At 53.5% G+C, this 26,317-nt stretch carries 21 protein-coding genes; 6 read left to right on the top strand and 15 right to left on the bottom strand.

All coding sequences use genetic code 11. From position 1 onward, the window contains the following. The first annotated feature begins 33 nt into the window (after nucleotides 1–33). Complete coding sequence (gene melA / locus AABA21_RS07710) at nucleotides 34–1,587, top strand: alpha-glucosidase/alpha-galactosidase (protein WP_338248555.1); 1,554 nt, start codon at nucleotides 34–36, stop codon at nucleotides 1,585–1,587. Between the two features lie 107 nt (nucleotides 1,588–1,694). On the opposite strand, the gene AABA21_RS07705 is transcribed toward melA, so the two are convergent. The 3 genes from AABA21_RS07705 to AABA21_RS07695 form a co-directional block, all read right to left on the bottom strand. Further along, nucleotides 1,695–1,997, bottom strand: coding sequence for a hypothetical protein (locus tag AABA21_RS07705; RefSeq protein ID WP_338248553.1), 303 nt, complete (start codon nucleotides 1,995–1,997; stop codon nucleotides 1,695–1,697). Continuing rightward, nucleotides 1,951–2,484 carry a PadR family transcriptional regulator gene (locus tag AABA21_RS07700; protein ID WP_338248551.1) on the bottom strand — a complete coding sequence of 178 codons (534 nt, stop codon included), beginning with the start codon at nucleotides 2,482–2,484 and terminating at the stop codon, nucleotides 1,951–1,953. The genes AABA21_RS07705 and AABA21_RS07700 overlap by 47 nt, the downstream gene beginning before the upstream one ends. A gap of 174 nt (nucleotides 2,485–2,658) precedes the next feature. Beyond that, on the bottom strand, nucleotides 2,659–3,567 hold the full coding sequence (locus AABA21_RS07695) for a LysR family transcriptional regulator (protein ID WP_338248548.1): 909 nt from the start codon (nucleotides 3,565–3,567) through the stop codon (nucleotides 2,659–2,661). Nucleotides 3,568–3,723: 156 nt separating this feature from the next. On the opposite strand from AABA21_RS07695, the gene AABA21_RS07690 reads away from it, so the two are divergent. Next, nucleotides 3,724–3,849 (top strand): hypothetical protein, encoded by a 126-nt coding sequence (locus tag AABA21_RS07690; protein WP_338248545.1) that lies wholly within the window; start codon nucleotides 3,724–3,726, stop codon nucleotides 3,847–3,849. Between the two features lie 166 nt (nucleotides 3,850–4,015). Here the strand turns inward: AABA21_RS07690 and AABA21_RS07685 are convergent, their stop codons facing one another. From AABA21_RS07685 to ltrA, 3 genes are all read right to left on the bottom strand, one after another. Then, a complete protein-coding gene (locus AABA21_RS07685) occupies nucleotides 4,016–4,849 on the bottom strand; it encodes an alpha/beta fold hydrolase (RefSeq protein ID WP_338248543.1) in 834 nt (277 codons plus the stop codon). A 129-nt stretch (nucleotides 4,850–4,978) separates the two neighbouring features. Next, nucleotides 4,979–6,262, bottom strand: a complete 1,284-nt coding sequence (iscB, locus tag AABA21_RS07680) for an RNA-guided endonuclease IscB (protein WP_338248540.1) — start codon at nucleotides 6,260–6,262, stop codon at nucleotides 4,979–4,981. A 134-nt stretch (nucleotides 6,263–6,396) separates the two neighbouring features. After that, the gene (gene ltrA, locus AABA21_RS07675) at nucleotides 6,397–8,184 is read right to left on the bottom strand and encodes a group II intron reverse transcriptase/maturase (RefSeq protein ID WP_338248538.1); all 1,788 of its coding nucleotides are present in this window, start codon (nucleotides 8,182–8,184) and stop codon (nucleotides 6,397–6,399) included. 1,108 nt (nucleotides 8,185–9,292) lie between these two features. Here ltrA and AABA21_RS07670 point away from each other — a divergent pair. Both AABA21_RS07670 and AABA21_RS07665 read left to right on the top strand, forming a co-directional pair. Next, a complete protein-coding gene (locus AABA21_RS07670; RefSeq protein WP_338248536.1) occupies nucleotides 9,293–9,832 on the top strand; it encodes a hypothetical protein in 540 nt (179 codons plus the stop codon). A 19-nt stretch (nucleotides 9,833–9,851) separates the two neighbouring features. Continuing rightward, nucleotides 9,852–10,997, top strand: a complete 1,146-nt coding sequence (locus AABA21_RS07665) for a flotillin family protein (protein ID WP_338248534.1) — start codon at nucleotides 9,852–9,854, stop codon at nucleotides 10,995–10,997. Between the two features lie 84 nt (nucleotides 10,998–11,081). On the opposite strand, the gene AABA21_RS07660 is transcribed toward AABA21_RS07665, so the two are convergent. Continuing rightward, nucleotides 11,082–11,798 carry a YjbE family putative metal transport protein gene (locus AABA21_RS07660; protein WP_338248532.1) on the bottom strand — a complete coding sequence of 239 codons (717 nt, stop codon included), beginning with the start codon at nucleotides 11,796–11,798 and terminating at the stop codon, nucleotides 11,082–11,084. A 198-nt stretch (nucleotides 11,799–11,996) separates the two neighbouring features. Next, entirely contained in the window at nucleotides 11,997–12,248 is a 252-nt protein-coding gene (locus tag AABA21_RS07655; protein WP_235845914.1) for a helix-turn-helix domain-containing protein, read from the bottom strand. Nucleotides 12,249–12,980: 732 nt separating this feature from the next. Between AABA21_RS07655 and AABA21_RS07650 the strand changes: the two genes are divergently transcribed. Then, the gene (locus AABA21_RS07650) at nucleotides 12,981–14,174 is read left to right on the top strand and encodes a lipid II:glycine glycyltransferase FemX (RefSeq protein WP_338248528.1); all 1,194 of its coding nucleotides are present in this window, start codon (nucleotides 12,981–12,983) and stop codon (nucleotides 14,172–14,174) included. Between the two features lie 69 nt (nucleotides 14,175–14,243). Here the strand turns inward: AABA21_RS07650 and AABA21_RS07645 are convergent, their stop codons facing one another. Then, entirely contained in the window at nucleotides 14,244–14,717 is a 474-nt protein-coding gene (locus AABA21_RS07645) for a peroxiredoxin (RefSeq protein WP_338248526.1), read from the bottom strand. Between the two features lie 123 nt (nucleotides 14,718–14,840). Here AABA21_RS07645 and AABA21_RS07640 point away from each other — a divergent pair, with 123 nt between their 5' ends. After that, nucleotides 14,841–15,632, top strand: a complete 792-nt coding sequence (locus AABA21_RS07640; protein WP_338248525.1) for a Nif3-like dinuclear metal center hexameric protein — start codon at nucleotides 14,841–14,843, stop codon at nucleotides 15,630–15,632. Nucleotides 15,633–15,757: 125 nt separating this feature from the next. On the opposite strand, the gene AABA21_RS07635 is transcribed toward AABA21_RS07640, so the two are convergent. From AABA21_RS07635 to AABA21_RS07610, 6 genes are all read right to left on the bottom strand, one after another. Continuing rightward, nucleotides 15,758–16,273: a protease inhibitor I42 family protein gene (locus AABA21_RS07635; RefSeq protein ID WP_338248522.1), complete on the bottom strand. Its 516-nt coding sequence runs from the start codon at nucleotides 16,271–16,273 to the stop codon at nucleotides 15,758–15,760. A gap of 159 nt (nucleotides 16,274–16,432) precedes the next feature. Then, entirely contained in the window at nucleotides 16,433–17,644 is a 1,212-nt protein-coding gene (locus AABA21_RS07630) for a Gfo/Idh/MocA family protein (protein WP_338248520.1), read from the bottom strand. 113 nt (nucleotides 17,645–17,757) lie between these two features. Beyond that, nucleotides 17,758–21,534 carry a CheR family methyltransferase gene (locus AABA21_RS07625; RefSeq protein ID WP_338248518.1) on the bottom strand — a complete coding sequence of 1,259 codons (3,777 nt, stop codon included), beginning with the start codon at nucleotides 21,532–21,534 and terminating at the stop codon, nucleotides 17,758–17,760. Nucleotides 21,535–21,675: 141 nt separating this feature from the next. Next, nucleotides 21,676–22,728 (bottom strand): chemotaxis protein CheB, encoded by a 1,053-nt coding sequence (locus AABA21_RS07620; protein WP_338248516.1) that lies wholly within the window; start codon nucleotides 22,726–22,728, stop codon nucleotides 21,676–21,678. Nucleotides 22,729–22,858: 130 nt separating this feature from the next. Next, on the bottom strand, nucleotides 22,859–25,090 hold the full coding sequence (gene recD2, locus AABA21_RS07615; protein WP_338248514.1) for an SF1B family DNA helicase RecD2: 2,232 nt from the start codon (nucleotides 25,088–25,090) through the stop codon (nucleotides 22,859–22,861). A gap of 101 nt (nucleotides 25,091–25,191) precedes the next feature. Next, on the bottom strand, nucleotides 25,192–26,307 hold the full coding sequence (locus AABA21_RS07610; RefSeq protein WP_338248512.1) for a carboxylate-amine ligase: 1,116 nt from the start codon (nucleotides 26,305–26,307) through the stop codon (nucleotides 25,192–25,194). Nucleotides 26,308–26,317: the final 10 nt, after the last annotated feature.

Genomic DNA, 26,317 nt, shown 5'->3' with positions numbered 1-26,317 from the left:
TTCACCCCACTTAATTCAAAGGAGAAGAATAGCGTGGCGATTAAAATTGCGATGGTTGGTGCTGGATCGATTGGCTTTACGCGTACGTTGTTGCGCGATATTCTGGCGGTGCCAGAGCTGGCGGACACCACATTCGCTTTCACTGATATATCTGAGCAGAACCTTGACATGGTCAGGCAACTCTGTGAGCGAGAGATCACGGCCAGCAAGTTACCGGCAAAAATTGAGACGACCACAGACCGGCGCGCGGCCATCGCAGATAGTGATTATGTTATCAGTACCATCCGACAAGGAGGCCTGGCAGCCTTTCAGACAGACATCGATATTCCGCTGAAGTATGGTGTCGATCAATGCGTTGGTGATACGTTGTGCGCGGGCGGCCTGATGTACGCGCAGCGCACCATTCCGGCGCTGCTGGATTTCTGTACCGATATTCGCGAGGTCGCCAAACCGGGGGCGCTGTTCCTCAATTACTCTAACCCAATGGCTATGAACGTGTGGGCCTGCAATCAGTATGGTGGCGTGAAGACCATTGGCCTCTGCCACGGGGTGCAGGGCGCGCACTGGCAGATTACACAGTGCATCGAACTGTGGGCGCACAAAGAGGGTCTGCTCAAAGAAGATGAGCATCTCCACCGGCGCGACGTCGATGTGATCGCCGCCGGCATCAACCACCAGACCTGGTTCATCAAGGTGCAGTGGCGCGGCATGGATATGCTGCCGAAACTGCTGGAACTATTCGAGGCCCATCCAAAGTTTCCGCAGACGGAAAAGGTGCGCATCGATGTCCTGCGCCGTTTCGGCTACTACAGCACCGAATCGAACGGGCACCTGAGTGAATACCTGCCCTGGTATCGCAAACGAACCAATGAAATCTCCCAGTGGATCGATCTCTCCAGCTGGATCAACGGTGAGACCGGCGGCTACCTGCGGGTCTGCACGGAAGGGCGCAACTGGTTCGAGACAGATTTTCCGAACTGGTTGAAAGAAGAGCCCAAACCCATTACGGCGGACAGGCGTAGTGAGGAACATGGCTCTTACATCATCGAGGCGCTGGAGACCGGTCGCATCTATCGCGGCCACTTCAACGTAGTAAATCAGAATCACATCACTAACCTGCCTAACGGTTGTGTGATCGAGATTCCGGGGTACGTCGATAAGAACGGCATCAATATGCCGGTGGTGGGAGACCTGCCCATGGCCTGCGCGACCACCTGTTCCGCCAGCGTGCGCGTGCAGCAGATGGGTATGGAGGCGGCGGTACATGGTGACGTCACGCTGCTCAAGCAAGCTATGCTGCATGATCCACTGGTAGGAGCCGTCTGCAATCCCGAGGAAGTCTGGCAGATGACCGACGAGCTGCTGATCGCGCAGGCGCAGTGGCTGCCTCAGTACCAGGCGGAGATCCCCCAGGCACAGGCTCGACTTGAGGCGGCGGTCAAAAATGGCACCCGCGTCAAAACCGTCGAGACCGAAGGGGCGGCCCGCCTGCACGTTAAAACGGTTGAAGAGATGGCCAGCAATCGAGCGGAAGCGCAGGCCAATGCCAGCGCGACCGATAAAGGCAAAATGACGAAAGTCTCATAAAACCCATTTGCCGAGGAAAGGGAAGGAACCCGCCTTTTTTATGACCCTGGGGTGGCGCGTATATCGATGGCGATATGCGCGTCATCTCGTGCCTGGAACAAAATTAGTTATGGGCGATCAGTATCGGAGGTGTTATCCTCGCCCGCCAGGATCAGGTAGAGCTGGCGACGGGTGGTGCTGAGCAGTTCGCGGGCCGCGGCCAGTTGTCCGGCTGTGCCCTCCTGTGCCACCGTCCTGACCGCCTTGCCAACCTGGTGGAAAAGATCTTGCAGCTCCATCTGACTGCTATCGACTGTATCACTGACCGACTTCCAGACGCCAGAGAGCTCATCTTTATGCGCCGCCACATACGCCTGTCCCTCATCAGTCAATTTGAAGACGCGGCGACCTTCCTGCTCTTCTGAGCGCACCAGCCCCCTCATCCTCAAGCATCTGTAAGGCTGGATAGACCGAGCCAGGGCTGGGCTGCCAGAGGCCGCCACTGCGCTCACCAACCTGCTGAATAATCTGATAACCGTGCGATGGCTGTTCTGACAACAACAACAGGGTTGCCGAACGCACATCACCGCGTCCGATGCGTGGGCCGCCACGCTCACCACGGCGTCCTCGGGGTCCCCGGTGTTCCGGCCCAAGAGGACCGGTATGGTGTCTCCCAGGGTGCTCACGGGGACCTATCTCTCCAAACTCTTCGCCGTGAAATCCACGGTGGCTACGTTGCTCATGGCGCCCAAACTCCTCTGGGCGCTCCCTGCGACCTCCCCGACGGCCGGGATGTCTAGATTCTCCAAAGCCTTCACCACGCGGATCACCATGCTCACGCGACATATGCATGGTTCGTGAATGTAAACCTCTTGCCGGCCCAAACCAGGGTCCCCGGCTCAATTCAAAAGTTCTCATAAATGTTAACACTCCTCTGTTTTTCTATATCGATATGTCATCGATATATCTATAATATATCGGCGATCGTTCTTTGTCAAGGCTTTTTGGGATCAAAATGAAGATGGGGCGGCATAAAACATTTTATGCCGCCCCATCTTCATTTTGATCGGTTACTGTTTGACCAGGTATAGGTCAGGAGTGGACGGGGGTGGGGGATTTGGACATGCATTCGCGGGTCACCTCCAGGAAGGCATTGAGGGCTGGGGAGAGCCACTTTTCTTTATGCCATAGGATCTGGGTGTGGACATGGAAGCTGTGACCGATCCAGTTCAGCGCCACAAGCCGCCCCTGGGCAATTTCTCTGGCCACCGTTACCTCGGGGAGGAACGCGACACCCATCGAGGCCATCACACACTGTTTGATCGCTTCCACACTGGTAAATTCTAGATTGGTGGTTGGATGGACCCCCTGTTCGTTGAGGGCGCGCTCAAACAGGACGCGATAGCCGCACCCGGTCTCTGTGAGCAAGAACGATTCCCCATCCAGGTCTTGTGCCTGGAGAGATGGCAGGCGCGCCAGGTCATGATCCGGCGAAACCAGGATCAATAGGGGCTCCATGATCAATTCTTCAACCATCAGCGCCGTCGAGCGCTGTGGCTCATCGATCACAAAAGCGACATCCACCATACCATCACTGACCCTGCGCCGCAGTTCTTCATAGGGGGAGGGTTTAAAGATCACTTTTACCTGGGGAAAGCGATCGCGAAACAGGCGCAGCAGCGTCGGCAAACGATAGATGCACAGCGTCTCAGGGGCGCTGATAACCAGAGACCCGCTGGGCACATCTTCATCAGTCACAACCTCACGCGCCTCTTCAGTGAGGCCTAGAATCTTCTCCACATACGGTAGAAAACGCTTCCCCGCATCGGTCAACGCGATACGCTTGCCGAGACGATCAAACAGACGCACCCCTAATTCTTCCTCCAGCGCCTGCATCTGGGCCGTAACACTGGATTGTACATAGTTCAGCGATTGAGCCGTGCGACTAAAGCTCAGAGTGGTGGCAACCATACGAAATGTCACCAGCTGGCGTAACTCCATAGCCTATCCTCTTATCGATTTTTTTGATCCATGGCATCAAAAACAATTCCTTGACTCGATAATAACACACGGCTATACTAAATACAAGAAGATAAAAGTAGTTGTATAGCAATTATAGTTTATTCATAACTATAGGCAAAAGCGAGAGGAAAAATCATGGAGATCCTGTTTTTACTGCTTGGAATTATTGTACTGGATGTAGCGGCACTGCGCTGGGGAATTGATAGTCGGGACAGCCTCAATAGTCCTGAATGGTTAAGGCGCCTGCAGCAGCACATCTAGTATCGATAGCAGTGATACTATGTTACAGCAGGCTACTTGTGGCCCTTCAAAGGAGAGGTAGAGATCGATAGCAACGCGGCGATAAAAGCGACATCACCTCAGGATCATAAAGAGAAAGATCCGGACCGTGATGTCGCTTTTTTATGTTCGCCAAACAGCGATACGATTACTGATGAGCTTGCTGGGTCTGCATCTGCTGCAGAAAAGCCTTGACCGCCCGTATAAACTCGGGGTACTTATCGCGACGAATGTTATGGCCGGCGCCCGCCACCTGAATCAACTGTCCCTCCGGCCAGTAGTGCAAAGCATCCACAGCTATTTGAGGAGTCACGATGGCATGCGCAGAGGGATCGCCCGTGATCAAAAGCACCGGACAATGGATCTTAGCTGCCAGTTCGCGCCAGGAAGGCAGCGATCTCCGGTGCTCAAAAATAGTTGGATCAACGTCAATCTTTGAATCGACCCACGGCTCGTACTCCTCTTCATCCCATTGGGGGCTTTCAGCACGGATATGCGTCAACATCTCATCCTTCGTCATTGGCTTTAAACGTGCCAGCCAGGGCGGCATCCCAGCGGGCGGCCGCTGATTATCGGCCGTATTCTCGCTTCGATCTATCAAAGGAGGATCTTCCAGCAAAATAGCGCGCACAAGTTTTGGATAGCGGGCCGCCACCATCAGGGCCGTCGAGCCTCCCATAGAATGGCCGAGCAGATATGGGCGATCCAGGCGCAGCTCCTGAATCAGTCCCGCCACGTCGGCCGCCAGGCTCTCTTGATCCAATCCCGCCTCTCCCCTCTCAGAATGACCATGGCCACGTGCGTCCGGCATAACAAGCGCGTACTCATCTTCTAATGCATGCGCGATATGCGTCCAGCACAATCCGCTATCGGTCGCCCCATGTAAAAGGACAATAGCCGGCTTCTGCTGTGCATCACCCGTCAGGTGATAATGGATGTTAATACCATTGACGTTCATCGTCTCTTCACGCCACTGTGTCATAGAGATTGCCTCCTTATTCACTAGACTGGGCCAGGATGCCCCCGTCTTTTACGCGGGGGAGGAATGGCCGTCCCTTATTTATTTCGATTTCGGGATGGATTGGACAGGGAGATGTGCATAACCTTCTCCTTACGCGTAGTTATAGCCATCTGAACGGTGGAGATGGCTGAAAAAGCGCACATCCAGCCCGGCAATACGCCCACGCCGGGTGGTGATATCAAACGAACCCGTCGCACGCACCAGGACCCGGCCCACATAGATCCCCTGCTTTTTGCCCCTCGTGACGATGGCCCTGGTGATATCGCCCGTCTGAAAGCCCTGGACTTTTTTCGGCCCTTTGGGAGCTGAACACGGCAGACCGATCTTATTAACGTTGCGCATGCGCCGGCAACCATGCCCACACGCCTCGATGCGGAAGGGATGGACCCCTGCGACCTGCAAGACGTCGGGCGTACTGGCCCCCACGCATGCCGCATCGAGCCAGTGCGTTTTCGGCAGGTTGCGCATGACACGGTTGTATTTGGTGCGTCCCCCACTGCCACACTCGATCGGCAGACCCACCGCTTTCAACCGTTCGAGCAACGCCAAGCGTGTGGCGTTGACGGCGGCAGCATCCTTCAAGGGAGCTTTGGCCTGTGCCTGGATGCGTTTCACCACCTCAGGCTTCTTCTTGAGGAACACAGAGAGATCCAGCGTGCCTTTCTTCGTGTTACAGGCGGCGCACGCAAGCGTCAAGTTGCTCACGCGGTTGCTGCCTCCCTTGGCGCGTGGCACGATATGTTCCACCTGCAGAGGAACCCCTTCTTTCCCGCAATAGGCGCATGTCCGCTGCCACTTTTCCAGCACATATTCGCGGATCTCGTACCCTGCGAGGGTGCCTTGTTGGTATTGCGTGCCGCTGATGTCCGGGTTCTGCATGGTTTGCATATCGAAGCGGACCAGTTCCATGCTGATCGCCTGGATGGGAGCCAGACGGCGCAGACGCTCGACCCAGGTGACCACGTTGTGGATACGGCTCAAAAGCGAGGGCGGCAACCAGCCCCGCTCTCGCCTGCGATTGCGCCAGCGGGGAGGGCGGTAGCGGGTCTTGCGTTGGCGGCGTCCCCGCCGGGCTCCTCTTCGGGTGTTGAGGTCCTTCGTGATCTGCTGCCCCCGGTGGGCCAACTCTGCAGCAAAAACGACCACCCCGCTCTCGTCGTTGACCAGCGCGAGGCCGGTGGTCTTGCTGCCTGGATCGATCTTGAGGCGCAACGATTGCCCCTCCTGGGCAGCGACAACACCTTTCAACATTACGGTGAAGGGATAGCGTCGCCACACCGCGGCTCGGCCCTGCCTTAAGAGCAGGCGGGCATGCCCGGGATGGACCGGGGCCAGTGGCTCTTTGTTGGTATCCACGACAAACACGTGAGACATAGCAGCTCCGTATGCTCCTTGCGGAGCCTCCGCTTGCGCGGGTAATGGTGGCCTCGACAATGTTGGAAGCGGTTTGTGTGCCAGAAGCACTGACCGTACCCTCGATCTGTTTAACCACTGGCCGTAGAGTTAAACTAAGCGAGTTCGTCGCCTTTCTCGCTCGTCTTCAAAACTGGACGGGAGCCTTTCGACTCATCCAGCTCCTCAATAATTTGGTTCTTGTCATGAGTACCTCTGGCAGCCGAACTATCTTCTGCTGTCTTTTGGTCATGGCAGTGTCGGTGGAGCAATTGCATATTCTTGTATTCATCCTTGCCACCTTGCGATTTTGGGATGATATGATCGATTTCCAGCAAATCTCCATCTTTAAAGTACAGCCCACACTTTGCACATTTGCCTTGCTGTTGCTTAAGCAGTTTGGCTTTATTGGCAGGCAGATCAGGGTGGTGTCCCATTCTGGTCGCCCAATAACTCCAATCGCCGTCAAAGGGGCTTCTGTTCCCTGCTACTTTGATGTGGTCTACCTGGTGGAAATCTGAGTGCTTCAGCAATTGTTCTCCACCAGGTATCCCAAATCGCCATTCTGTCCCTGCCGACCAGTATTTCCTGTGTCGCCATTGGGCAGATTTATGGTTGTGACGGCGTTTGCCCCAACGCAGAAGCTTTAGGCAGGTCAGGTGTGTTACCTTTGCGAACGTTTCGCCTGCGCTTACTCTACAATGATAATTACACCACCCCCTGATAATTCGGTTTAAACCTCCAATGAGATGCTCCTGTTTGTGAGACTGGTGCTTCTGGATCTCTTCCTTAATCTTCAGGAGATGCCTGTGTACCGCTTCTTTGCTCGGTTTGATGATTGTTTTGAAACCAAGTGGTCGAGAGGCTGGTCCGCCTGTTTCTCCGGTATGCGTTTTGCCTACAGGATATTGGCGGATGTGCCATCCCAAGAAATCAAACCCGACATTTCCTTCATGAGTATGAAGGGTGTGGGTAATTCTCGTTTTACTCGGTTTCAGTTCGAGACCCATGCCTGCAAGCCATCTTGCCGCTACTTGTTTAGCCTCCTCTATGACCGCTTTATCCCTATGCACAATCAGGAAATCGTCGGCATACCGGATGACCAATGGTTTCCAGTTGTAGATCTTCTTTCCCTTCACCGTTTTCGTGTCGGAAAAGGCGTCTCTTACTGCGGTTTCCAGTCCATGTAAGGCGATATTGGCAAGCAAAGGTGACACCACGCCACCTTGAGGTGTGCCTTCTTCTGTTGGAAAGAGGGTTTCCCCTTCCATGACTCCCGCTTTGAGCCAGGCTTTAATGATTCGTCTGACTTTCGGCGTAGTCGAGAGTTTGTCCAAGAGGGCTTGATGGTTGATGAGATCAAAGCATTTGGCGATATCCGCATCCAGGACATATTTATCCAGTTTGTTGATACCGATCCAAATGGCCGTCATCGCATCGTGGCATGAGCGTCCTGGTCGAAAGCCGTAGGAATTTGGCTCGAACTTGGCTTCCCATTCGGGTTCCAGTGCGAGCTTGACTAGTCCTTGTAATGCCCTTTCGTACATGGTGGGTATCCCTAAACCGCGTTTTTCCTGTGTTCCAGGTTTTGGTATCCATACCCTTCGTACAGGGCGCGTTTTCGGGACCAGTTCCAATCCTCTGACAAGTGCCAATCGTTGTGGTGGCGTGAGGGATTTCACTCCATCTACTCCGGCGGTTTTCTTGCCCTGATTGTCCTGCGTTACCCGACGTACCGCAAGGCATTTGGCTGACCAGGATTTCATCAAAAGTTTTTGCAAACTGTGGACTGTCTTGACATCGCCACGCTGTGAGGCTTGATAAATGCGCTTTTGGAGCTTGAATACCTGCCGTTCAATGGTTTCCCACGGCAAGTCTTCCCATCTATACATTGTCATGCTCATAGCTTCTTGACTCCTACTTGAGCCTCTATCGTCCAAACTATCGTGTCTCTGTCAGCATATCTCAGACATTACTCTGAGCCTTTGCTTCTGAGACAATCCTGCCAGCATTGCGCTTGCGGGTGACTCCCTACTCCCAGTATCGACCATCTGGGAGAGCTTCAATGCTGGTTATCCCGTTCCTGATGTTCGTTTTGCGTCGTTTTAGGAGAGTACTTTTCACCGGGTTTAATGGGGGTGAATCCTGGTCTTTACCGCTGAGCCAGGCCCCTATCCTTTCCCATTTTGGGCAAGCCAATAATCCACGTAGGCTTGGTGCCAGTGACGATGAATCAACGTACTTCGCTTTCGCTTTCCATGACGACCTGCATGTAGAGGAGTCCTGTTGGATTCAGGTTTCCTTTACATCCTTCCCGCTTCAGGGATTGAGGGTCAGTCGCTACCCTGGGGAAGGAGCATTTCCTCATTCACAAAGGGTTGGGGATTGGCGGTTGTCTCACCCAACATCGAACATCAAGTTGTCAAAGTACAAACTTTGCCACGTATCCCCCATGTTGCCACGGTTTCACGTGAACGGGTCGCACGCGGTGGGCTGGCCGCGCACCCACCGGTACCTAATGTTGTATTCGCCCCCAACGGAGCCCTTTCGGGCCAAGTCTGCTCATGTTGCGGTCGAAAAATGGTGAGGCGTGTGTCAATCGCTCGGATTGCTACACGCCCCGGTTTTCAAACCGGGGTCCATGACCTACTAGATGCCTATAAGTACTTTTTAGTATAGCATATCTTCTATTAACCGCTCGCAAGGCTTCGCGCCCTATACATTGCTAGATCTATATGCATACATAGCGAACATTTTGGCCTATCATTGCAATTGCAATGATAGGCCAAAATGTTCAGATTCTTGACATATTCCCGTTATTAACACAGAATTAATAGACTTAATACACAATTATATGGTAGATTTTATTCTACAGAGCCAATTAGCTTTATAGTATGCTTAGTATAAATATGGCTGCCCCATCCTATAAAGAGAGTATCACAAGATATAGTGGGTAGAAAAGGTATGCTATAGAACTGATTGTCATACGTAGTAGCAAAACAAAGGTGCATTGTGGGTAAAGAACATATCGATGCGAGCCTGGGCCTGGCCTTTAGCCTTGCGCTGTTCGAAAAGTATCGAAAAAACGGGCTGTTACACGCCGAAGTGCATCATGTACCAGGTATCCGTGGACGTTGTAAGGGATTTTTGCACCTGGTTGAGGGGAAAGTCGTGGCTTGCTATATCGAAGACAAAGAGGGTCATCGTCACGCATCGAGCAGTACCATCCTCGTCAAGGTTGATAGCGAGCACGGCCCATTTGAATGGATGCTATCACCGCATCCAGCACCGCCTTCCTCAGATCCCAGGACGGCCATACCTGCTCGTCCTATACCAAACTCACCGGTACCAAAGACCGTTGCACCTCTTGACCTTGACGGGTTAGAAGGGTGGACATCGAAGCAAAAGTTAATGCTATCTATTGTCTATGGTTTGATCAATGGTACCGCCAACATCGAAGAAATCAAATCCAATTCGCCTCTGCCGCCATCGATGACCGAAGAGGCCCTGCGTGTTTTACTGGCAATGAAATTGATAGTTATCTCGGTGTAATGTAGGAGGGAAGCTTATCATGGCAAACTTTTCATCCCCTGAAACCCCGCAGCCTGGAAAAAACTGGTCGCCTACCGAGGTCGTCCAGAAAGACACACCCAACGGAAACTCTCTTGTTCGCTGGTGGTATAGAACCACCGCCATGCCAGAGGTTGGCCCGGATGCAAGCTTCGTCAAGCGTGAAACGGTGCGCAGATCGCAGTTGCTCAGTACTGTCTTATTCTACTACATCATCGTCGTCATAGTGTTTCTGCCTTGCTGCCTGCTGCTCCCCCAACCGGCCATTGTCTGGGCTGATGCCGGGCTGGTAATCTCAAGCATTGGCGCACTCTTCCTGAACCGCAAAGGATACGCGCTGATCGCGGCCTTAACGGTCGTAGTCATGTTTGAATTGATGCTCACCCTTGCCCTGGGGCTTATCACACCGCTGGATGAACCAAGCATCCAGCTCTACGATCTCTATATCATGGGTGAGCTCCTGGCAGTCTCCCTCTTACCCGCGCGCAGCGTATTCATCTTCGCGTTCTGCAACTGCTTGATCATCATAGCCAGCCTGCTGTACCAGCCGCATACCGCATTCTTCAATATAGATATGCAGACCCAGTTCATCCCTACGCTTATCAGGCCGGTCGCGCTCCAATTTATCGTCGCCGGTGTCTCATATGTATGGGTAAAGAGCACGACCAAAGCCATTGCGCGTGCCGACCGTGCCGAGATGGTAGCGAAACTGGAGCACGCTCTAGGAGATCAAAAACGGGAGTTGGAGGAAGGGATCGAACAGATTCTGCAGACCCATGTCGCGGTCGCCAATGGTCACTACAACGCGCGTGCGCCGCTAACGCAGGACAACGCGCTCTGGCAGATCGCCCGGGCCCTCAATACCCTGCTGGTACGGCTTCAGCGCGCCGTGCTCGCGGAGAAAGAGCTACAACGCGTCGAACAGGCGGTCTCGGCTTCGGTGCGTGCAGTCCAGCATGCTGAACTGCAACACCGGTCACCGCGCCTCGCCTTTACCCAGACGGCCATCGATCCACTGATCGCGGTACTACAGGGCAAAACACTGGCCTACACACAATCGCCGCTATCACAGAAAGAGACCGTCTACCCTCAGTTCCCCACCGAAGGGGTACATCTCTCGCAGCCGGGCCCAACAAAATATCCCTGATCGTTCCGCATATATCCTGAACGGCCGGCCATACATCGGCCGTTGACATGACAACACGTATCTCTTTACGTGAGATACGTGTTGTCATGTCAACGACTGCTGAACTTTGCGGTCTCGTCGGCGCAAATAGAGATCGGCGCACAGCACAATAAGAACGGTGACGACAGGTGCCACAAACTGCACCCATGGATGGCTATTAAAAAAAGGTCCCAGACTATCATCGCCCAGGAAAATACGGGATGCCGTCCAGGCCAGGATCAGACATGCCACATCGAGCAGCCAGGGCAAATGATCCATCAGGTTCGCTATCAGTGAGCTTCCCAGCAACAAAATAGCAATGCTCAACAGCAGACCGATAACCAGAAAAACAATATTACCCTCCGCCAGGGCACCAACCGCCAGTACGTTATCCAGGCTCATCGTCGCATCCGCCACCAGAATTGTGAGGAGAGAGGCCCAGATACCGTTTGAGCCGCGCCTGGTTAGCTTTTCCTGCTCCAACTGCTTCTCATCATCTGTCTTGAGCGCATCTTTACTACGATCGGTAAGTAAGCGAATGGCGATCACAATCAAAATAATGCCGCCAAAGACGCCCAGGAAAGGCACCTGCAACAGCATGGTGGCCGCGATAGAAAAAATAATGCGCAAGATAATCGCGCCACCGCCCCCCAATAAGATAGCCCAGTGCCGCTGATGGCGCGGCAAACCGGCCGCCGCCGCCCCGATAACCAGGGCATTATCGCCACTCAATACCAGATCCGACAATACGATGCCGCCAATCGCAGTAAACCAATGAAACATCCAGTCGCTCCTTAACAAAGTATAGTCGACGCAACATCCACATAAATCCCCAACCCAGCCGATATGATTCCCAAAAAGGCCATAGGGAACCATGCCCCATATATTATGGGACAGATAGTTAAACGTTAGCAATTTCAAAATATCAAATCAAAAAAAGAGTGGCGCAATGTGCGCCACTCTCCTGTTTCACATTTCACGCTAAACCGTTGATGGTGTTCCCGTGTTGAATAACGCATCAAGTGTGTGCTTGCGTACACGATATCCGCACCGCTTCCCACTATGCGGAAGGGCAACCGCTTCCAGCGCGCCAGACTTAATCCAGCGACGCACAGTTGTATCATCCACCCGCAAGTGACGTGCAACTTCGCGAACCGTCAGCAGATCACCGCCCATCTCAGGTTCATTTACGTTGCGCTCTTCTTTAATATCTGTTTGTTTGTGTCGGGCCATCACTGACCTCCTTTATCACTGAACAAATACGCCTCTACTATAGAACAAAGTGCGTGTTTCAACAAGCACATCTCCGCAAATCAAACTGCGCGCGCTCTCAATGCAGCGACCGAAGGTAACCGAAACCCTGGTCCAATGTCCGAACTGGAAGCAGGTTTGGACACTACCTGCATAGTGATCGCATTCCTAAGGATATGCAACGCATAAAAACAAGTTGATTATTTTTACGCCAATGCATCTATCCTAAAAACACTAGAAATGCATACACAGTTCAATTTATAGAATCTAGACGTTGAATATAACGTTTTAGGGTAAAGAATTACTACAAGTTATTACCTGGACACAAGAGAGGAGGATACAATAAAGTGGCTTAAGCGGCGTATCTGTATGAACGCCAATGGATTTCCGAGAAAGTTTATATTTTGTACCGACACTTCATCATAACGGTAACTTCCCCAGGCAGCGCGGCACCATAAGCAAGGCGTAGCATCCTCGAAGAAGAAGCAGGACAAAGCAATGGCTGTATTGAAAAAAGCTTTTTTTAACTTCCCCAAAAGCGCATATGTCCATCCATTGGGCTAGTCAATAAGCACTGGCTATGGATAGGCTGGCTCTAAAGTATGGTATACAATGAACATGCTTTAGAGACGCAGTGCTCTGCAGCGCGAAAAGATGGGCTGCAAAACACAAAGGAACCATCTCAACACAATACAACGGAAAGTACAGATAACCATGAGCATATCGACAAACATCGTTATTCAAACCATCACCGACCGGGAACAGTGGGACACATTCGTACGTCAGCAGCGCTACGCGCACATCATGCAATCCTACGAATGGGGAGAGCTCAACCAATATCTGGGAGCCCGCATCTATCGCCTTGGTGCCCTGCTGGATGGCCAGTTGATTGGTGCGATGCAGTTGCACGTGGTATCTATTCCACTACCTCTACTGCGTCTCAACTATCTGTACTGCATCCGTGGACCTGTACTGGAGTCGCCTGACTCTCCGGCCCTGGCCGCCCTGGTCAAGCACGCCCAGACAATCGCACGTAAAGAACACGCGGTAGTATTACGCATCGATCCAAACATTCCAGACGATGATGCGCAGGTGACCGATTGGCGGCAGGCCTTTCAGCGTCTAAGCTTTCACACCAACACCCATACCAGCGTCTCGCGCCGTAGCTGGGTGCTGGATCTCCGTCCAACCGCAGAGGAGCTGCTGGCCAACTTCAAAACCACCTGGCGGCAAAATGTGCGCTCATCACAACGCAAAGGCGTCACCATTCGCGAAGCGACCAGCGACGCCGACTTTGACACCTACTACCACATCCTCTCGCTCACCGGCGAGCGCGACGACTTCTTTATTCACAGCAAGAACTATCATAAAGAGATGTTCACGCGCTACAAGCAGAACGAACAAGCGATCATCCTTTTGGTTGAACATGAGGAGGAGGCGCTCGCCGCCAAGATGCTCATCAAAATGGGGGACTGGTGCTGGGACATGTTTGGAGGCTCAAGCAACAACAAACGCAACCTCAGAGCGACCTACCTGATCCAGTACCACTGTTTCCTATGGGCAAAAGAGCAGGGCTGTAGCTTTTTTGACTTCCGCGCCATCCCCAACGTCCTTAAACCGGGCGAAGAGATGTGGGGCGTTTACGAGTTTAAAAAGGGCTTCGGCGGCTTCTCACGCATGATCATCAACACCCAGGATTATGTCTACAGGCCATTACCGTATAAGATCTGGAATATGTTGCTGGATATGCGCCGAGCCCGACGCCGCAAAGAGCGCTCGCAGACAGAAATGGAGCGCGTGGAACGCGTACAACAATCACAAAAAGCTGGCGTTACCGCCAGCGTCCATGACGCGCCAGCAATACCGCTGCAAGAAGAGCCACCTACGGTGGAAGCCAGCAAACCATAAGGTTCTTACCGTGTTGTATTGGTGCGGCAGGGCGCAGCTGCGCCCTGCCGCACCAATACAACACGGATCTTAGCGAGCGGCACGCAGGGTCTTTAAGGCTTCATCGATGTGGCGCTCGGCCGCCAGTTGCGATGAGAACACATGGCGTACAATGCCCTCTTTATCGATAATATAGGTGACGCGCCCCGGTATCAAGCCAAAAGCGGAGACAGCACCATAGCGTTTTCTGATCGCGCCACCTTTATCGCTTAATAATATAAACGGCAGTCGATGCCTGGTCGAAAATTTCTGATGCGCCTCCACCGAATCGGAACTGACACCAAGCACCTCGGCGCCCACCTCCTTAAAGACCTCATAGCTATCGCGGAAGGCGCAGGCCTCCACCGTGCATCCCGGTGTCTCATCCTTTGGATAGAAGTAGAGCACCACGGCCTTCTGGCCGCGATAATCCTTTAAGCTCACCTGTTTCCCATCCTGGGTCGGTAATGTAAAGTCAGGCGCCTCGTCGCCTACCTGCACCTTTGCCTCAGTTGATGATGCCATCTAGCATCTCCTTCTTGTTAATAAACAACCATATGCTGTTCCATTTCATAATATGCTATGCTTTAGACAAATAAAAGACCAGCTTAGGGGCAAATATTCGATGAGGAAGAGAGAATAACGTTTATGGCAAAAACGATTCAAGAAGTTATTGATCTCATCATTGCGGAGATTCCCAATGCACCATTAGAAGATTCGGTTGACACGTTCAAATGCGGCGATCCCAGACAAGAGGTCAGCGGTATAGTCACAACGTTTACAGCGACACTAGATGTACTGCGGCGCGCGGTCGAACTGGGAGCCAACCTGATCATTACCCATGAACCCACATTTTACGATCACCGCGATAACACCGACTGGCTGGATGATGACCCGGTCTACGCCGCCAAGCGTACCTTTATCGAGGAGCACAGGTTGACTATCTGGCGCTTCCACGATTACTGGCACATGCACGATCCGGACGGCATCCAGGTTGGAGTCGAAAAAGTGCTGGGTTGGGAACAATATGAGCATACCGACAACCGCTACATCATCCATATTCCGCCCACCACGGTTGGAGATTTGATTGATCACCTCAAGCAGAAGCTCGGTACAAACACGATGCGCGTCATCGGGGATATGGCGATGCCATGTCAGCGTATCGGCATGCTCCTGGGAGCGATCGGTGGAACCAACCAGATTAAAGCCTTCCATCTGGCGAATCTGGACGTAGCACTATGTGGTGAGACGACCGAGTGGCAGACCGCCGAATATATCCGCGACGCCATCACCGCCGGTCAGAAGAAAGCCCTGATCATCCTGGGCCACGCCACCAGCGAAGAGGCCGGCATGCACTACCTGGTCGACTGGCTACAACCAAAGGTTCCCGATATCAAAATCACCTTCATCCCTGTTGGAGACCCCATCGCTGTCGTATAGGCGGCCGCGCTGTTTTTTTTATGTTGATGCATCGCGTGCGCGGATGAGCACGCGATGCATCAACATAAAAAACTCGGGAACCTGTTTCTTCTCCTATAGTGCTCCCTGTCGTGGCAATCCTGGCGTTAGCTACAGGATAATGGCCATACAAGTTTGGGCTTACTGCCGGGAGTAATACAGTAGGGAAAGGTCTGAATATGAATGGTCACAGAGAAAGTCTGGGCCGGAGGCTGCATGGTTTCCCAGGGGTGTTTATAGACAAGGCGTAACTGCGCGGTGCCAAGGCTTTGAGCAAGGAAGGTAAACTCCTCCGTACCAGGGGCTCCCACCCGAGGAGGTACAGTCGGCGTAGGGGCGATATAATGCTGACCCTGGAAGCGCAGCAGAGGGCTGAGCGGAGGCGCGACACTCCAGGAATAACCTGTACTTGCATTAGAAGGCAGTCGCACAACAATAAGTGTATTGGGCGCCACGGTAACCAGGCTCCCATTGTTCGCCTGTGTGAGGGTAACAGGAGCGCCGGCACTGCGGAATGCGCAGGCAAAAATGAAGAGGAAACCCAGAAAGAGTGACAGGCATAGCTTTTGCCTTCCGGTAAGCCGTTGCACGTTCCATAGAGCGCCGCTGGTGTTTTTCATCATACTGTTAGCACGACCTTTCAAGAAATACATTATTATTTGGGCCTATACTATCAGTATAAAAATAAAAGCAACTTTAGCTATTTTTCTTATTAAAGAGGTAGAACACAGCACCAGGGGTGAGTGCTGATGCACTCACCCCTGGTGCTGTGTTCTACCTCTTTAATAATTAGATGAGGGGAAATGGGTGTAGTTGGACAGGGGAATCACTTTTCCGGGCCGGGCCCAGGGCACGGTTGCCAGTTCGCTAAACAGCTTTTCTTGCGTAAATGCCTGCTTGATGATGTCGTCGATACCTTCGATGACCGTCTTGATCGAGCCGGACTCTTCAAAGCGGCTCAGCAGGGCTGGTTCCAGTTGATGAATGGAGGAGGATTCATGCGCTCCGTCGAAGGCGAGAACATGGGCGCCGGCGATATCCAGATCACAGACAAAGCTTTGTGGGTCAGCCACCTTACGATAGAGGTGCTGCATCAAGCGATTACGAAGCTGCAGACCGGTATCGCAATCCATCTCCTCATGCGTACCATCAGCGCGGGTAATCTCCACGCGATCCGTCGTCCAATGGATGCTGCCGCGATCGCCACGCACGATAATCTCGGGCCCGGCCAGTTGGACAGAACAATGGGTGACATAAAAATAGAGTGGAACATCGGACTCTGTAGTGACGCGGATGCAAGCGGTATCCGTGCTTTCGATCTCGTGTCCGCGATAGAGCTCAGCCTCGACGCTGCGCAGGGTGGCGGAACGCGTCAGTTCGCTACCCGCCAGGAAACAAATCATATTCAACTGATGGGAAACGGCATTGCTAAATGGCGAATCCAGCACCCACGCGCCATGTACCTGCAGGCGACCCGCCCAGCCGTTGCGCGCATAATACTCATCCAGACGAGGCCAGAGGGCATAGCACTTGATGCTCTGTAGCTTCCCAATCTGCTGTTCCAGGATCGCCCGCTTCATCCAGAACGTCTCATGTGCATACATCGTCTGAAAACCGACCGCCACAAAGCGTCCCACCTCTTCAGAACAGGCGCGCATAGCCAGCACATCCTGAATGGTTGCCGCCGCCGGCTTCTCCACAAAAACATTTGCTCCCGCGCGCAGCGCCGCCAGCGTCATCGGTGTATGCAAAGGGATACCAGTAGGAATGAAACAAATGTCGCACTGACCCCGAAACTGTTCCAGCATCTGCGTAAAATCGGTAAATATCTGGCAGCCGGTGGAGCGCAAATGCTGACATTTCTCGGCCTCCTCATCCTGATTGATAACGGTCGCGCCCAGCAAGCGAACCTCATCGCGCTCCACCGCACGCATCAGATCCTGATAGTGAACATTTCCAAAGCCCGATACCCCAATAAGGCAAGCTGTGATCATACAAAGATCTCCTTACAAAAAAGAAAACGTCTTCTTTACTATAACATAAAAGATGTAGGGAGTTATAACAATGGTGGTGCGAACGCACGCGCATCGCACCACCATTGTTATAACTACAAAGAGGGATGAAGAGGGAGGGAGAAGTAGAAGCTACTGCCCTTGCCCGGCTCGCTTTCCAGCCAGAGGCGACCGCCATGCTGGGTGATGATAGCATGGGCGATATACAGGCCCAGGCCCAATCCTTCCACGCGCTCGTTCTCATCGTGGCTGCGGTAGAAACGCTCAAAGAGGTGCTTCTGATCTTCTTTAGAGATGCCCCGTCCCTTATCATGGACCGCCACCACAACCTCATTCGGCATATTCTGCACCTCAATCCTCACTTCAGACTGTTGAGAACTGTATTTTAACGCATTGGAGATGAGATTATGCAAAACCTGCTCGATGTAGCTTTTGTCGATCACAACATTGATCACATCTTCCTGCGATTGTACGAGAATGCGATCTTGTTGCTCTCCGCTGGCATATTGCTCACAAATCTGCCGTATCAACTCCACCAGGTTGACCTCTTCCTTCCCATGCAATTCAAAGACTTCACCGCGAATACGGGCCACGTCAAACATTTCAGAGATCAGTTTGTTCATTCTTCCTACCTGGTAGGTCATCTTTTCAAGCAGGGCCACCTCTGGTTCAAATGATTGCTCTGCATGCCGGGTTCCATCTGTCGAGCGTTTGCTGAGCATTCGCTGTACCCGTTGCACATTAGCCAGGATCAAAGACAGCGGGTTCCGCAGTTCATGGGTGACCAGTGAGATAAACTCATCTTTCAACTGATCGACCTTCTCAAGTTCTTCACGGGCCAGCACCTGGTCGGTCATCTCGATGGCAACGACGAGCATGTAGCGCACGCGCTCAGCATTCATCGTATCCATAACCGGAAGAAGCGTGTAGTCCCAGACAATCCGGTGATCATCATACTCAACCACCGATAGATCAGCGATGTGCACGGATTGGCGATGTGTCAAAGCCTGTTCCCAGATAGCCTGGCGCCTCTCCTCCGGTAATGCCAGACGCAGATCTCCCCAGAGACGACCTATTAACGTATCCTGTGGCAAACCGGTCACGCGAGCAACGCTCTCAAGGTAGCGTGAACTGGCGAGCAAGAGCTGCTGGCTCTGTGCATCGAAGAGGGCCAGGGCGCCCGCAGGGAAATTTCGGAAGATGAGCTCGAATTGCTCGCGCTCATGCTCGACATCTAGCAGGCGTTTCTCGGTCTCATCAACTGCGTAGATGATAACGCCATCGACCTTGCCATTGGTATCATGTGAAGGGATTAACGTGTATGAGAAATAAGCCTCGACAGGTCCACCAGCATCACCCTGTGGCAACGGGGTCACCACGTGATCCAATGTGCGCGGCTCATCAAGCCGGTAGGCATCGCGAGCCAGATTCAGTATCTCTATACCTTTGTCCCAGAAGATGTCAAGCACCTCGTCGAGAGCGTGTCCATAGACAGAGCGTGTAGAAAGTAGGCGCGCGTAGCGCGGGCTATACGCATCGACGATCAGGGTGGGGCCGCGCAAAACCAGGATATAGAAGGGAGCCAGTTCAATCATTTTCGCCAGCCGACCGCGCTCACTTTCCATGGTAGCGGTCATCTCCTGCAGTTCACTGCTCCGCGCGCGCAACTCGTCATTGGTCGTCTCTAGCTCTTCATTGGTCGCCTGCAGCTCCTCATTATTAGTCTCTAGCTCTTCATTGGTCGCCTGCAGTTCCTCGTTGGTCGTCTCGAACTCCTCAATGCTGGCCTGCAGCTCCTCGTGTGTCAGCATCAGCTCTTCATTGGTAACCTGCAATTCCTCGTTCGCATCCACCAGTTCTTTATTGACATCACTCAGACGCTTATTGGCGGTGCTCAGCTCATTCATCAACTGGGTCTGTTCCGCCTGCACCGTCTCCAGCTGACGCCGAAACTGTACCTGCTGGGTGACATCAGCGATACTGATCACGGCCAGGGTAGGGGAGTCTGACTCAAGCTGCATCAAAGAGATTGAAAGGCTCACATAGCGCCCGTTACCGCCGGAGGCCATATCCAGTTCAACCTCCATAGGGCTAACCGAATTACGTTCTCGAAAGACACTATCGATAGCGGCCCGTGTATCGTGATAGGGAATGCCGCGTACGGCGTGAAGGAAATCCTGTTCTGCGCCAATCTCACGTAACCCCAGCAGACGCCGGGCTGATCCATTAGCGGTCAAAATGCGATACGAGCGATCGATGACCACAATGCCAATGGGTAAGAAACGCAGCAGCAATTCGTTGAAACGGCGTAACTGACCTACATCCAATGCCAGATTTGGTGAATCCTGCTCGTTGTTTGATTTTCCTGACATCATATTTTGCTGCTTCATGGCTTGTCTTTCCACGTAAGGACTTATGCGCTCGGAAAGAAGCTGATGGCGCATTGAGGGTAATCCATTGCCAATGCAGCGATACACCTTCCACTGTTTATTGATAAGTTCATAAAACGATTGTACGGGACGTACAGTCTCGGCCTTCCCTAAAAAGAGATAACCATCGGGCGAGAGGGAGAAGGCGAATTGATTGAGCACATACTCCTGGAGTTCAGGGGTAAAATAGATCAGGACATTGCGGCACAAGACCAGGTCGATACGTGGGAAAGGGGCGCTCCGACTGAGATCTTGCTGACCGAAGATGACCATCTGGCGCAACGCTTTCGAGATGCGATAGCCGTTATCGATCGGCTCAAAGAAACGCTCGCGATACTCCTTTGGTATCCCTTTCAGCAGGCTTTCCGCGTAGACGCCGCGACGAGCGAAGTTGATCGCGGCCTCGTCCAGGTCGGTCGCGAAAATCTTCACGCTCCACTCCAGCAGTTCCGCCCCCAGCATATCGGTCAGCAACATGGCCAGTGAATAAGGCTCTTCACCGGTCGCGCACCCGGCGGTCCAGAAGCGCAGGACACGATTGCGCGTGCGCGCGCGTGCGATCAGTTTGGGAAGAATTTCATTTCTCAGGTAGGAGAAAGCCTCAGCATCGCGAAAGAACTGCGTCACATTAATCAGGAAGGCCTTGACCAGCTCGCCCACCTCTTCTGGGGTGGTCTTGAGGTACTGGGCATATTCGCGCATGCTCCGACTATGCGTGACAGCCATGCGCCTGGCCACGCGACGCAGGATAGTTGATGTTTTATATGGTCGAAAATCAATGCTCGCTTGCCTGCTTACCAGTTCAAGGATATCGCGTAAAACATCTTCCGCCTTCTCTTCAGTTTGATGGATATGCTCATCGTGCAACAGTTCCTGGAGAAAAGGGCCGATCCGCTCGATAGGAAGCTCGAAATCAACTACAGTAGGGGGCAATGAAGCGGGCATAGAAGGATAGCGGGCTGTCTGTGGATCTTGCACAATCACCATACCACCCTTATCTTTCACATCGACAGCGCCAACTGATCCATCCGTGCCGGAGCCGGTCAAAATCACAGCAATCAAATTTTCACCGTACGCCTCGGATGCGGTAGAAAACAAGGTATCCACCGATGGACGCGGGCCCCTTGCGTGATTTTCCTTTACCTCGACATAATGATCGTGGATAGAGGCCAGGCGATTAGACGGTATAACGTAAATTCTGCCTGCCTGCAACTGACTGCGAGACGTCACCACCTCCACAGGAAGTTGGGTCCGGTGCTGCAGGATAGTATCAAGTGAACTTACGCGATCTGGATCAAGATGCTGCGCAAGTACGATAGGAGCAGGAAAATCGACAGTCAGGGTGCTAACAAAGATAGATAGCGCTTCTACCCCCCCGGCAGATGAGCCCACGGTAATCAAACTTTTAGAGACAGGCTCGTCCTGCGTTCCAGCTTCACTCATGAAAGATTTCTTCCCATTAAAAAGACGACGTAAACCAGCGTTGACAATGCGCGATGCTTATTTACTATAGGACGATCAAACAGGATTGTCAACTATTTCATGGTAAGAAATGCACTGCAGAGGAAAAGGAACGTAGTGCCTTTATTCCCTGGAAGGCGGTACTTGAAGTTCTTGATCAAATCCGGGTTCGGATAATTTGAGCCCCCCTTCCACCAACAATTGGCGTAACGTCTGCGAATGCCTCTGAGCTTCCACAAACCGTGTCTCCAGGCTCTGTGCCAGCCACGAGTTACTATGCTGATGCGCATTATCCCTCATCCGCTGCAGCAATTCCGCCTTCTCTTCCATGGTCTTTAACGCCATCCAGAGCGCTTTATCCAATTCTTCAGATTGCTCAACAAGCATACTTTCCGCCGAAAAGGCATGACCTACGCGACAGCGAAACCGTTGCAAGGTGCCATTCTTCATTTCCCAAAGGACACCACCGCATTCAGGGCAGGAAAAGGCAGACGGATCGCCTTTGAGCTCTTCCCGCTGAAGGTCATTGTTCTCCATGTTGGTTACCTTGTCTTCTGCCTGGCACTCATCCTGGGATGGATCCGTAGCGCGCAGATCTTCGCCATCGCGATGCTCATTCGCCAGGCGCGTCAAAAGTGGGGCGATCTCATGTAATGGGAGTACATAATCAACATCGACATGTGCCAGAGCACTCCGAGGCATACTTGAATAGAGAGCTTCCTGCGGATCCTGCACAACCGCTAGTCCACGTTTTTGCTTGATCGTAAAGAGTCCGGATGTTCCATCATCCAACCCACCTGTAAGAATAACCCCGGCAGCACGCCTCCCATAGGCATGGGCGGCGGAACGAAATAGCGGGTCAATCGCGGGCCGATTGCGGTTCTCTTTAGGACCCCGTATCAACTTGACGCATCCGCGCTCAAGCAACAGATGATAGTCCGGGGGGGCAACGTAAATTTTTCCATACTCAATAGGTTCACCATCGGCCGGGTGCACCGCCGGTAAAACGCCAGCGCGACTCAAAATCTCTGGCAGGCGGCTCGGACCGTCAGACGATAGATGCAACGCAACAAACAACGCTGCCGAAAGGTTCCGTGGCAAACCGCTCACCAGAGTCATTAACGCCTCAACGCCTCCGGCTGATGCCCCTACCACCACAATATCCTGGCCAGCCATATCTCTACCTGACTTTCAGAAATTATTTTTCTTATGCTAATATCACTAACACACTTCATGGAGTACACGTTTCAAGCAAAAGAAAAGTTCTCCCCATATGCATTATAGATTCGAAGCACGCCTCCGATTTTCACAAACGGTTGGCGAGGGCGGTATAGCGCTCGCGATCGGTGACGCGATGGATGGCGGTCGCGATCGCTTTGGTGGGTCCAACCAGGATGGCCAGCTTTTTGGCGCGCGTCAATCCGGTGTAGACGAGGTTGCGGCTTAAGAGCATATAGTGCTGCATAAAAATAGGGATAATCACAATGGGGTACTCGCTCCCCTGGGATTTGTGGATGGTGATAGCCCAGGCCAGAGACAGCTCTGAGAGGTCGGCGTAGTCATAGCTGACTTCGCGCTCGGCGAAGCGCACCCTGACCTCCTGATCCTCCAGGTTCAGCGTCGTAATCGTGCCCAGGTCACCATTAAAGACCTCGCGCTGATAATCGTTGACCTGCTGAATGACGCGATCTCCGACACGCAGGGTGTGGCCGCCACGCGTCAGTTCAACGCCGCCCGGCTTTAAGGGATTGAGGAGCTGCTGGAGTCGGGTATTCATATTGCGGGTGCCCGCTTCACCGCGCGTGGCGGGACAGAGCACCTGCACCTGCCGTACAGCATCTATTCCGTGCGCGGGCAGATAGTGGCTGACCAGGTGGCTGATCCCTTCGGCCCCCAACTCGGGCTCCGGCGCCTCCAGCCAGAGGCAATCGGAACTGGCGAACTTCGTCGTAGGTGTAAGATGGGGAAACTGGCCGGAATTGATGCGATGGGCGTTGGTAATAATGTGGCTCTCAGCCGCCTGGCGGAAGATAGAGGTCAGGCGCACCACCGGAAGACGTCCCGACGTAATCAGGTCACGCAGCACCATGCCAGGTCCGACGCTTGGCAGCTGGTCGATATCGCCCACAAAGAGGACCTGCGCGCGCGTTGAAATGGCTTTAACCAGCGAATGGGCCAAAAACAGGTCGAGCATTGATGTCTCATCCACCACCAGCGCATCCGCCTCCAGCGGATTATGTTCATTGTAGCGAAACTGCATAGTCTTGGGATCAAAGGCCAGCAGGCGATGCACGGTCTTGGCTTCGCGGCCCGTCATCTCAGCCAGCCGCTGGGCTGCGCGCCCGGTGGGGGCAGCCAGCACGATAGACTTGCCCATGGCTTTCCATAAAGCTACGATGGTACGGGTGGTAAAGGTCTTCCCGCAGCCGGGGCCGCCAGTCAGGATCAACATGCGTGAGGAGGCCGCCAGTTCAACGGCCCGGCGCTGCTCCTCAGAAAGCTGGATGCCCTTCTTCTGCGTGTATCCATCGATCCAGCGCTGCACACGTTGCGCATCGACCTCGATTGGCTCCTGGACAAAGCCCGCCAGCCGTTTGGCCAGCGCCACCTCGGTATGGTAAAAAGCCGGCGCGTAGCAGATGGTCTGCTCGGCCAGTTCATCGTAGCCGGGCTGACTGATCAGCTGGCCGCTCTCGGTCATCTCAGTGATCAAAGCGGTAACCTTATCAGCGTCAACGGGACAATCTGGCAGCGCCAGCCGCTCAACCACCTGCTCAACCAGGGTGGTCTGTGGTAAGAAGCAGTGACCATCGTCGGAGGCCTGCTGAAGAATGTGCAGGATGCCCGCCTGGTAGCGGAAAGAGGAATCGGGCGCGATGCCTAAAGAGCGCGCGATGGTATCGGCGGTAATAAAACCGATGCCATAAATATCGGTCGCCAGCTGGTAGGGATTCTGCGACACCTTATCGATGGCGCTATCGCCATAGTGCTTGAAGATCTTTACCGCGTAGGTGGTGGAGACCTTATGGCCCTGTAGAAAGATCATCACTTCCTTGATGGCTTTCTGCGCCTGCCAGGCCTGGGCGATCATGGTGATGCGCTTCTGCGCGATACCCGGCACTTCGGAGAGACGCTCGCTATGCTGCTCGATAACATCCAGCGTATCCATACCGAAATGGGCCACGATACGCTTCGCCGTTACCGGTCCGATCCCCTTGATCAGGCCGCTACCCAGATATTTCTCCAGCCCCGTCAGAGTCGCCGGCTTTGTCTCCTGCGCGTGCACCACCTGGAACTGCTGACCGTACTTCAAGTGTTCGCGCCAGTAGCCGGTCAGGCGCAGCGTCTGACCGGCATGGATCTCAGGAAAGCTACCCACAATCGTTACCAGGTCACGCGCCGATGGCAATTTCATGCGCGCAACGGTATAGCCCGAATCTTCGGCATGGTATGTTACCCGCTCAACAATACCCTGGATATGTTCTGTATTGTTCGTTTGAACAACGTGTTTGCCAACGTCTTCTTGCGGTACCGACACAATACTGCTCGCCTTCTTCGTTCCTACCTATCCCAATGCAAAGAGTATACCAGCCCGCTAACAGATTGCCAATAGAGTCAGCTCCGCGTCATAGACGATACTTAGAGGACGCCACAGGCGGTCTCGTTGATGATGAAATCGACCAGCGCGAACATATCGCCTGTACGCTGGTAGACGGCGCGCTGCCGACTGGCCCCATTGCCCTGCCGCAAAGTCTGCTGCACCAGGGCCGAAATCTCGTCCCAGTCGCCTTCCGCCTCCAGAGCCGGACGCACCAGCGTCATTAAACGCTCGACTAGTTCAGGCGCGGGGACGACCTCGCGGGTATGTACATCGACCAATTCGCCATCCAGACCGTAGCGGGCGGCGCGCCAGTGGGCGGCACGCAGAAGCTCCTGATGAATATGGGTGAAGGGCGTATCCTGCTGCGCCTGTTCATCACAGGTACGCACCAGGGCGCGTGCCAGGCCAGCCATCATCACCGCTTCATCAACCGTCAGACAGACATCGGCCACGCGAAACTCGATGGTTGGATAGCGCTCCGAGAGGCGCAGATCCCAGTAAATCTTGGTCGCGTCTTCGATCCCTTTGACGGACACCAGCGATTGCACCAGTTCACGATACTCCTCCAATGAGGCAAATGCCGGAGGCGGACCCGACAGCGGCCAGCGCATCCAGACCTCGGTGCGGAAACTGGCATAGCCGCTATCTTCACCAAGCCAGAAAGGCGAATTGGCGGTCAGAGCCAGCAAAGGAGTCAGCCAGCCACGCAACCGACTAAAGACAGAGTGCGCGCGCTCGGGATCGGGAAATCCCACATGCACATGACAGCCCTGAATACCCTGTTCACGAGCTAGCTGTCGGAATTCGCGCAAGAGCGACTGATAGCGTTCCTTAGGATGCACCTGCTGATCGCTCCAGTGCGAAAAAGGGTGGGTGGCCGTGGCGGCAAGCTTTTTATCGATGGCCGCCGTAGCCTCGATCAAGGAACGTCGCTGCTGGATCAAAGACTGACGGATTTCGGCCAGACTATGGCAGACAGGGGAGACGCTCTCGACCTGCGAGAGCTGTAGCTCCGGCTGAATCTGCTCTCCCAGCACCCGTTGGGCCCGTGGCAAGACGCGTGCCGCCGCTGAGTCCAGCTCACGCGTTTCAGGATCAACGATCAAATATTCCTCTTCAATGCCTAGCGTAAAACCTGTGGTATCCGTTGGCATGGTAGCTGAC

The sequence above is a fragment of the Dictyobacter halimunensis genome, from assembly GCF_036245075.1.
This window is presented reverse-complemented; position numbering and strand designations above follow the sequence as displayed.

Bases quoted from the DNA above. Each gene is read 5' to 3' on its own strand.
- AABA21_RS07650 (WP_338248528.1), top strand. From the start codon at position 12,981: ATGAGCATATCGACAAACATCGTTATTCAAACCATCACCGACCGGGAA.
- AABA21_RS07635 (WP_338248522.1), bottom strand. From the start codon at position 16,273: ATGATGAAAAACACCAGCGGCGCTCTATGGAACGTGCAACGGCTTACC.
- AABA21_RS07695 (WP_338248548.1), bottom strand. From the start codon at position 3,567: ATGGAGTTACGCCAGCTGGTGACATTTCGTATGGTTGCCACCACTCTG.
- AABA21_RS07660 (WP_338248532.1), bottom strand. From the start codon at position 11,798: ATGTTTCATTGGTTTACTGCGATTGGCGGCATCGTATTGTCGGATCTG.
- ltrA (WP_338248538.1), bottom strand. From the start codon at position 8,184: ATGAGCATGACAATGTATAGATGGGAAGACTTGCCGTGGGAAACCATT.
- AABA21_RS07610 (WP_338248512.1), bottom strand. From the start codon at position 26,307: ATGCCAACGGATACCACAGGTTTTACGCTAGGCATTGAAGAGGAATAT.
- AABA21_RS07655 (WP_235845914.1), bottom strand. From the start codon at position 12,248: ATGGCCCGACACAAACAAACAGATATTAAAGAAGAGCGCAACGTAAAT.
- AABA21_RS07625 (WP_338248518.1), bottom strand. From the start codon at position 21,534: ATGAGTGAAGCTGGAACGCAGGACGAGCCTGTCTCTAAAAGTTTGATT.
- AABA21_RS07690 (WP_338248545.1), top strand. From the start codon at position 3,724: ATGGAGATCCTGTTTTTACTGCTTGGAATTATTGTACTGGATGTAGCG.
- AABA21_RS07620 (WP_338248516.1), bottom strand. From the start codon at position 22,728: ATGGCTGGCCAGGATATTGTGGTGGTAGGGGCATCAGCCGGAGGCGTT.
- AABA21_RS07640 (WP_338248525.1), top strand. From the start codon at position 14,841: ATGGCAAAAACGATTCAAGAAGTTATTGATCTCATCATTGCGGAGATT.
- iscB (WP_338248540.1), bottom strand. From the start codon at position 6,262: ATGTCTCACGTGTTTGTCGTGGATACCAACAAAGAGCCACTGGCCCCG.
- AABA21_RS07685 (WP_338248543.1), bottom strand. From the start codon at position 4,849: ATGACACAGTGGCGTGAAGAGACGATGAACGTCAATGGTATTAACATC.
- AABA21_RS07630 (WP_338248520.1), bottom strand. From the start codon at position 17,644: ATGATCACAGCTTGCCTTATTGGGGTATCGGGCTTTGGAAATGTTCAC.
- AABA21_RS07645 (WP_338248526.1), bottom strand. From the start codon at position 14,717: ATGGCATCATCAACTGAGGCAAAGGTGCAGGTAGGCGACGAGGCGCCT.
- AABA21_RS07700 (WP_338248551.1), bottom strand. From the start codon at position 2,484: ATGAGAACTTTTGAATTGAGCCGGGGACCCTGGTTTGGGCCGGCAAGA.
- AABA21_RS07665 (WP_338248534.1), top strand. From the start codon at position 9,852: ATGGCAAACTTTTCATCCCCTGAAACCCCGCAGCCTGGAAAAAACTGG.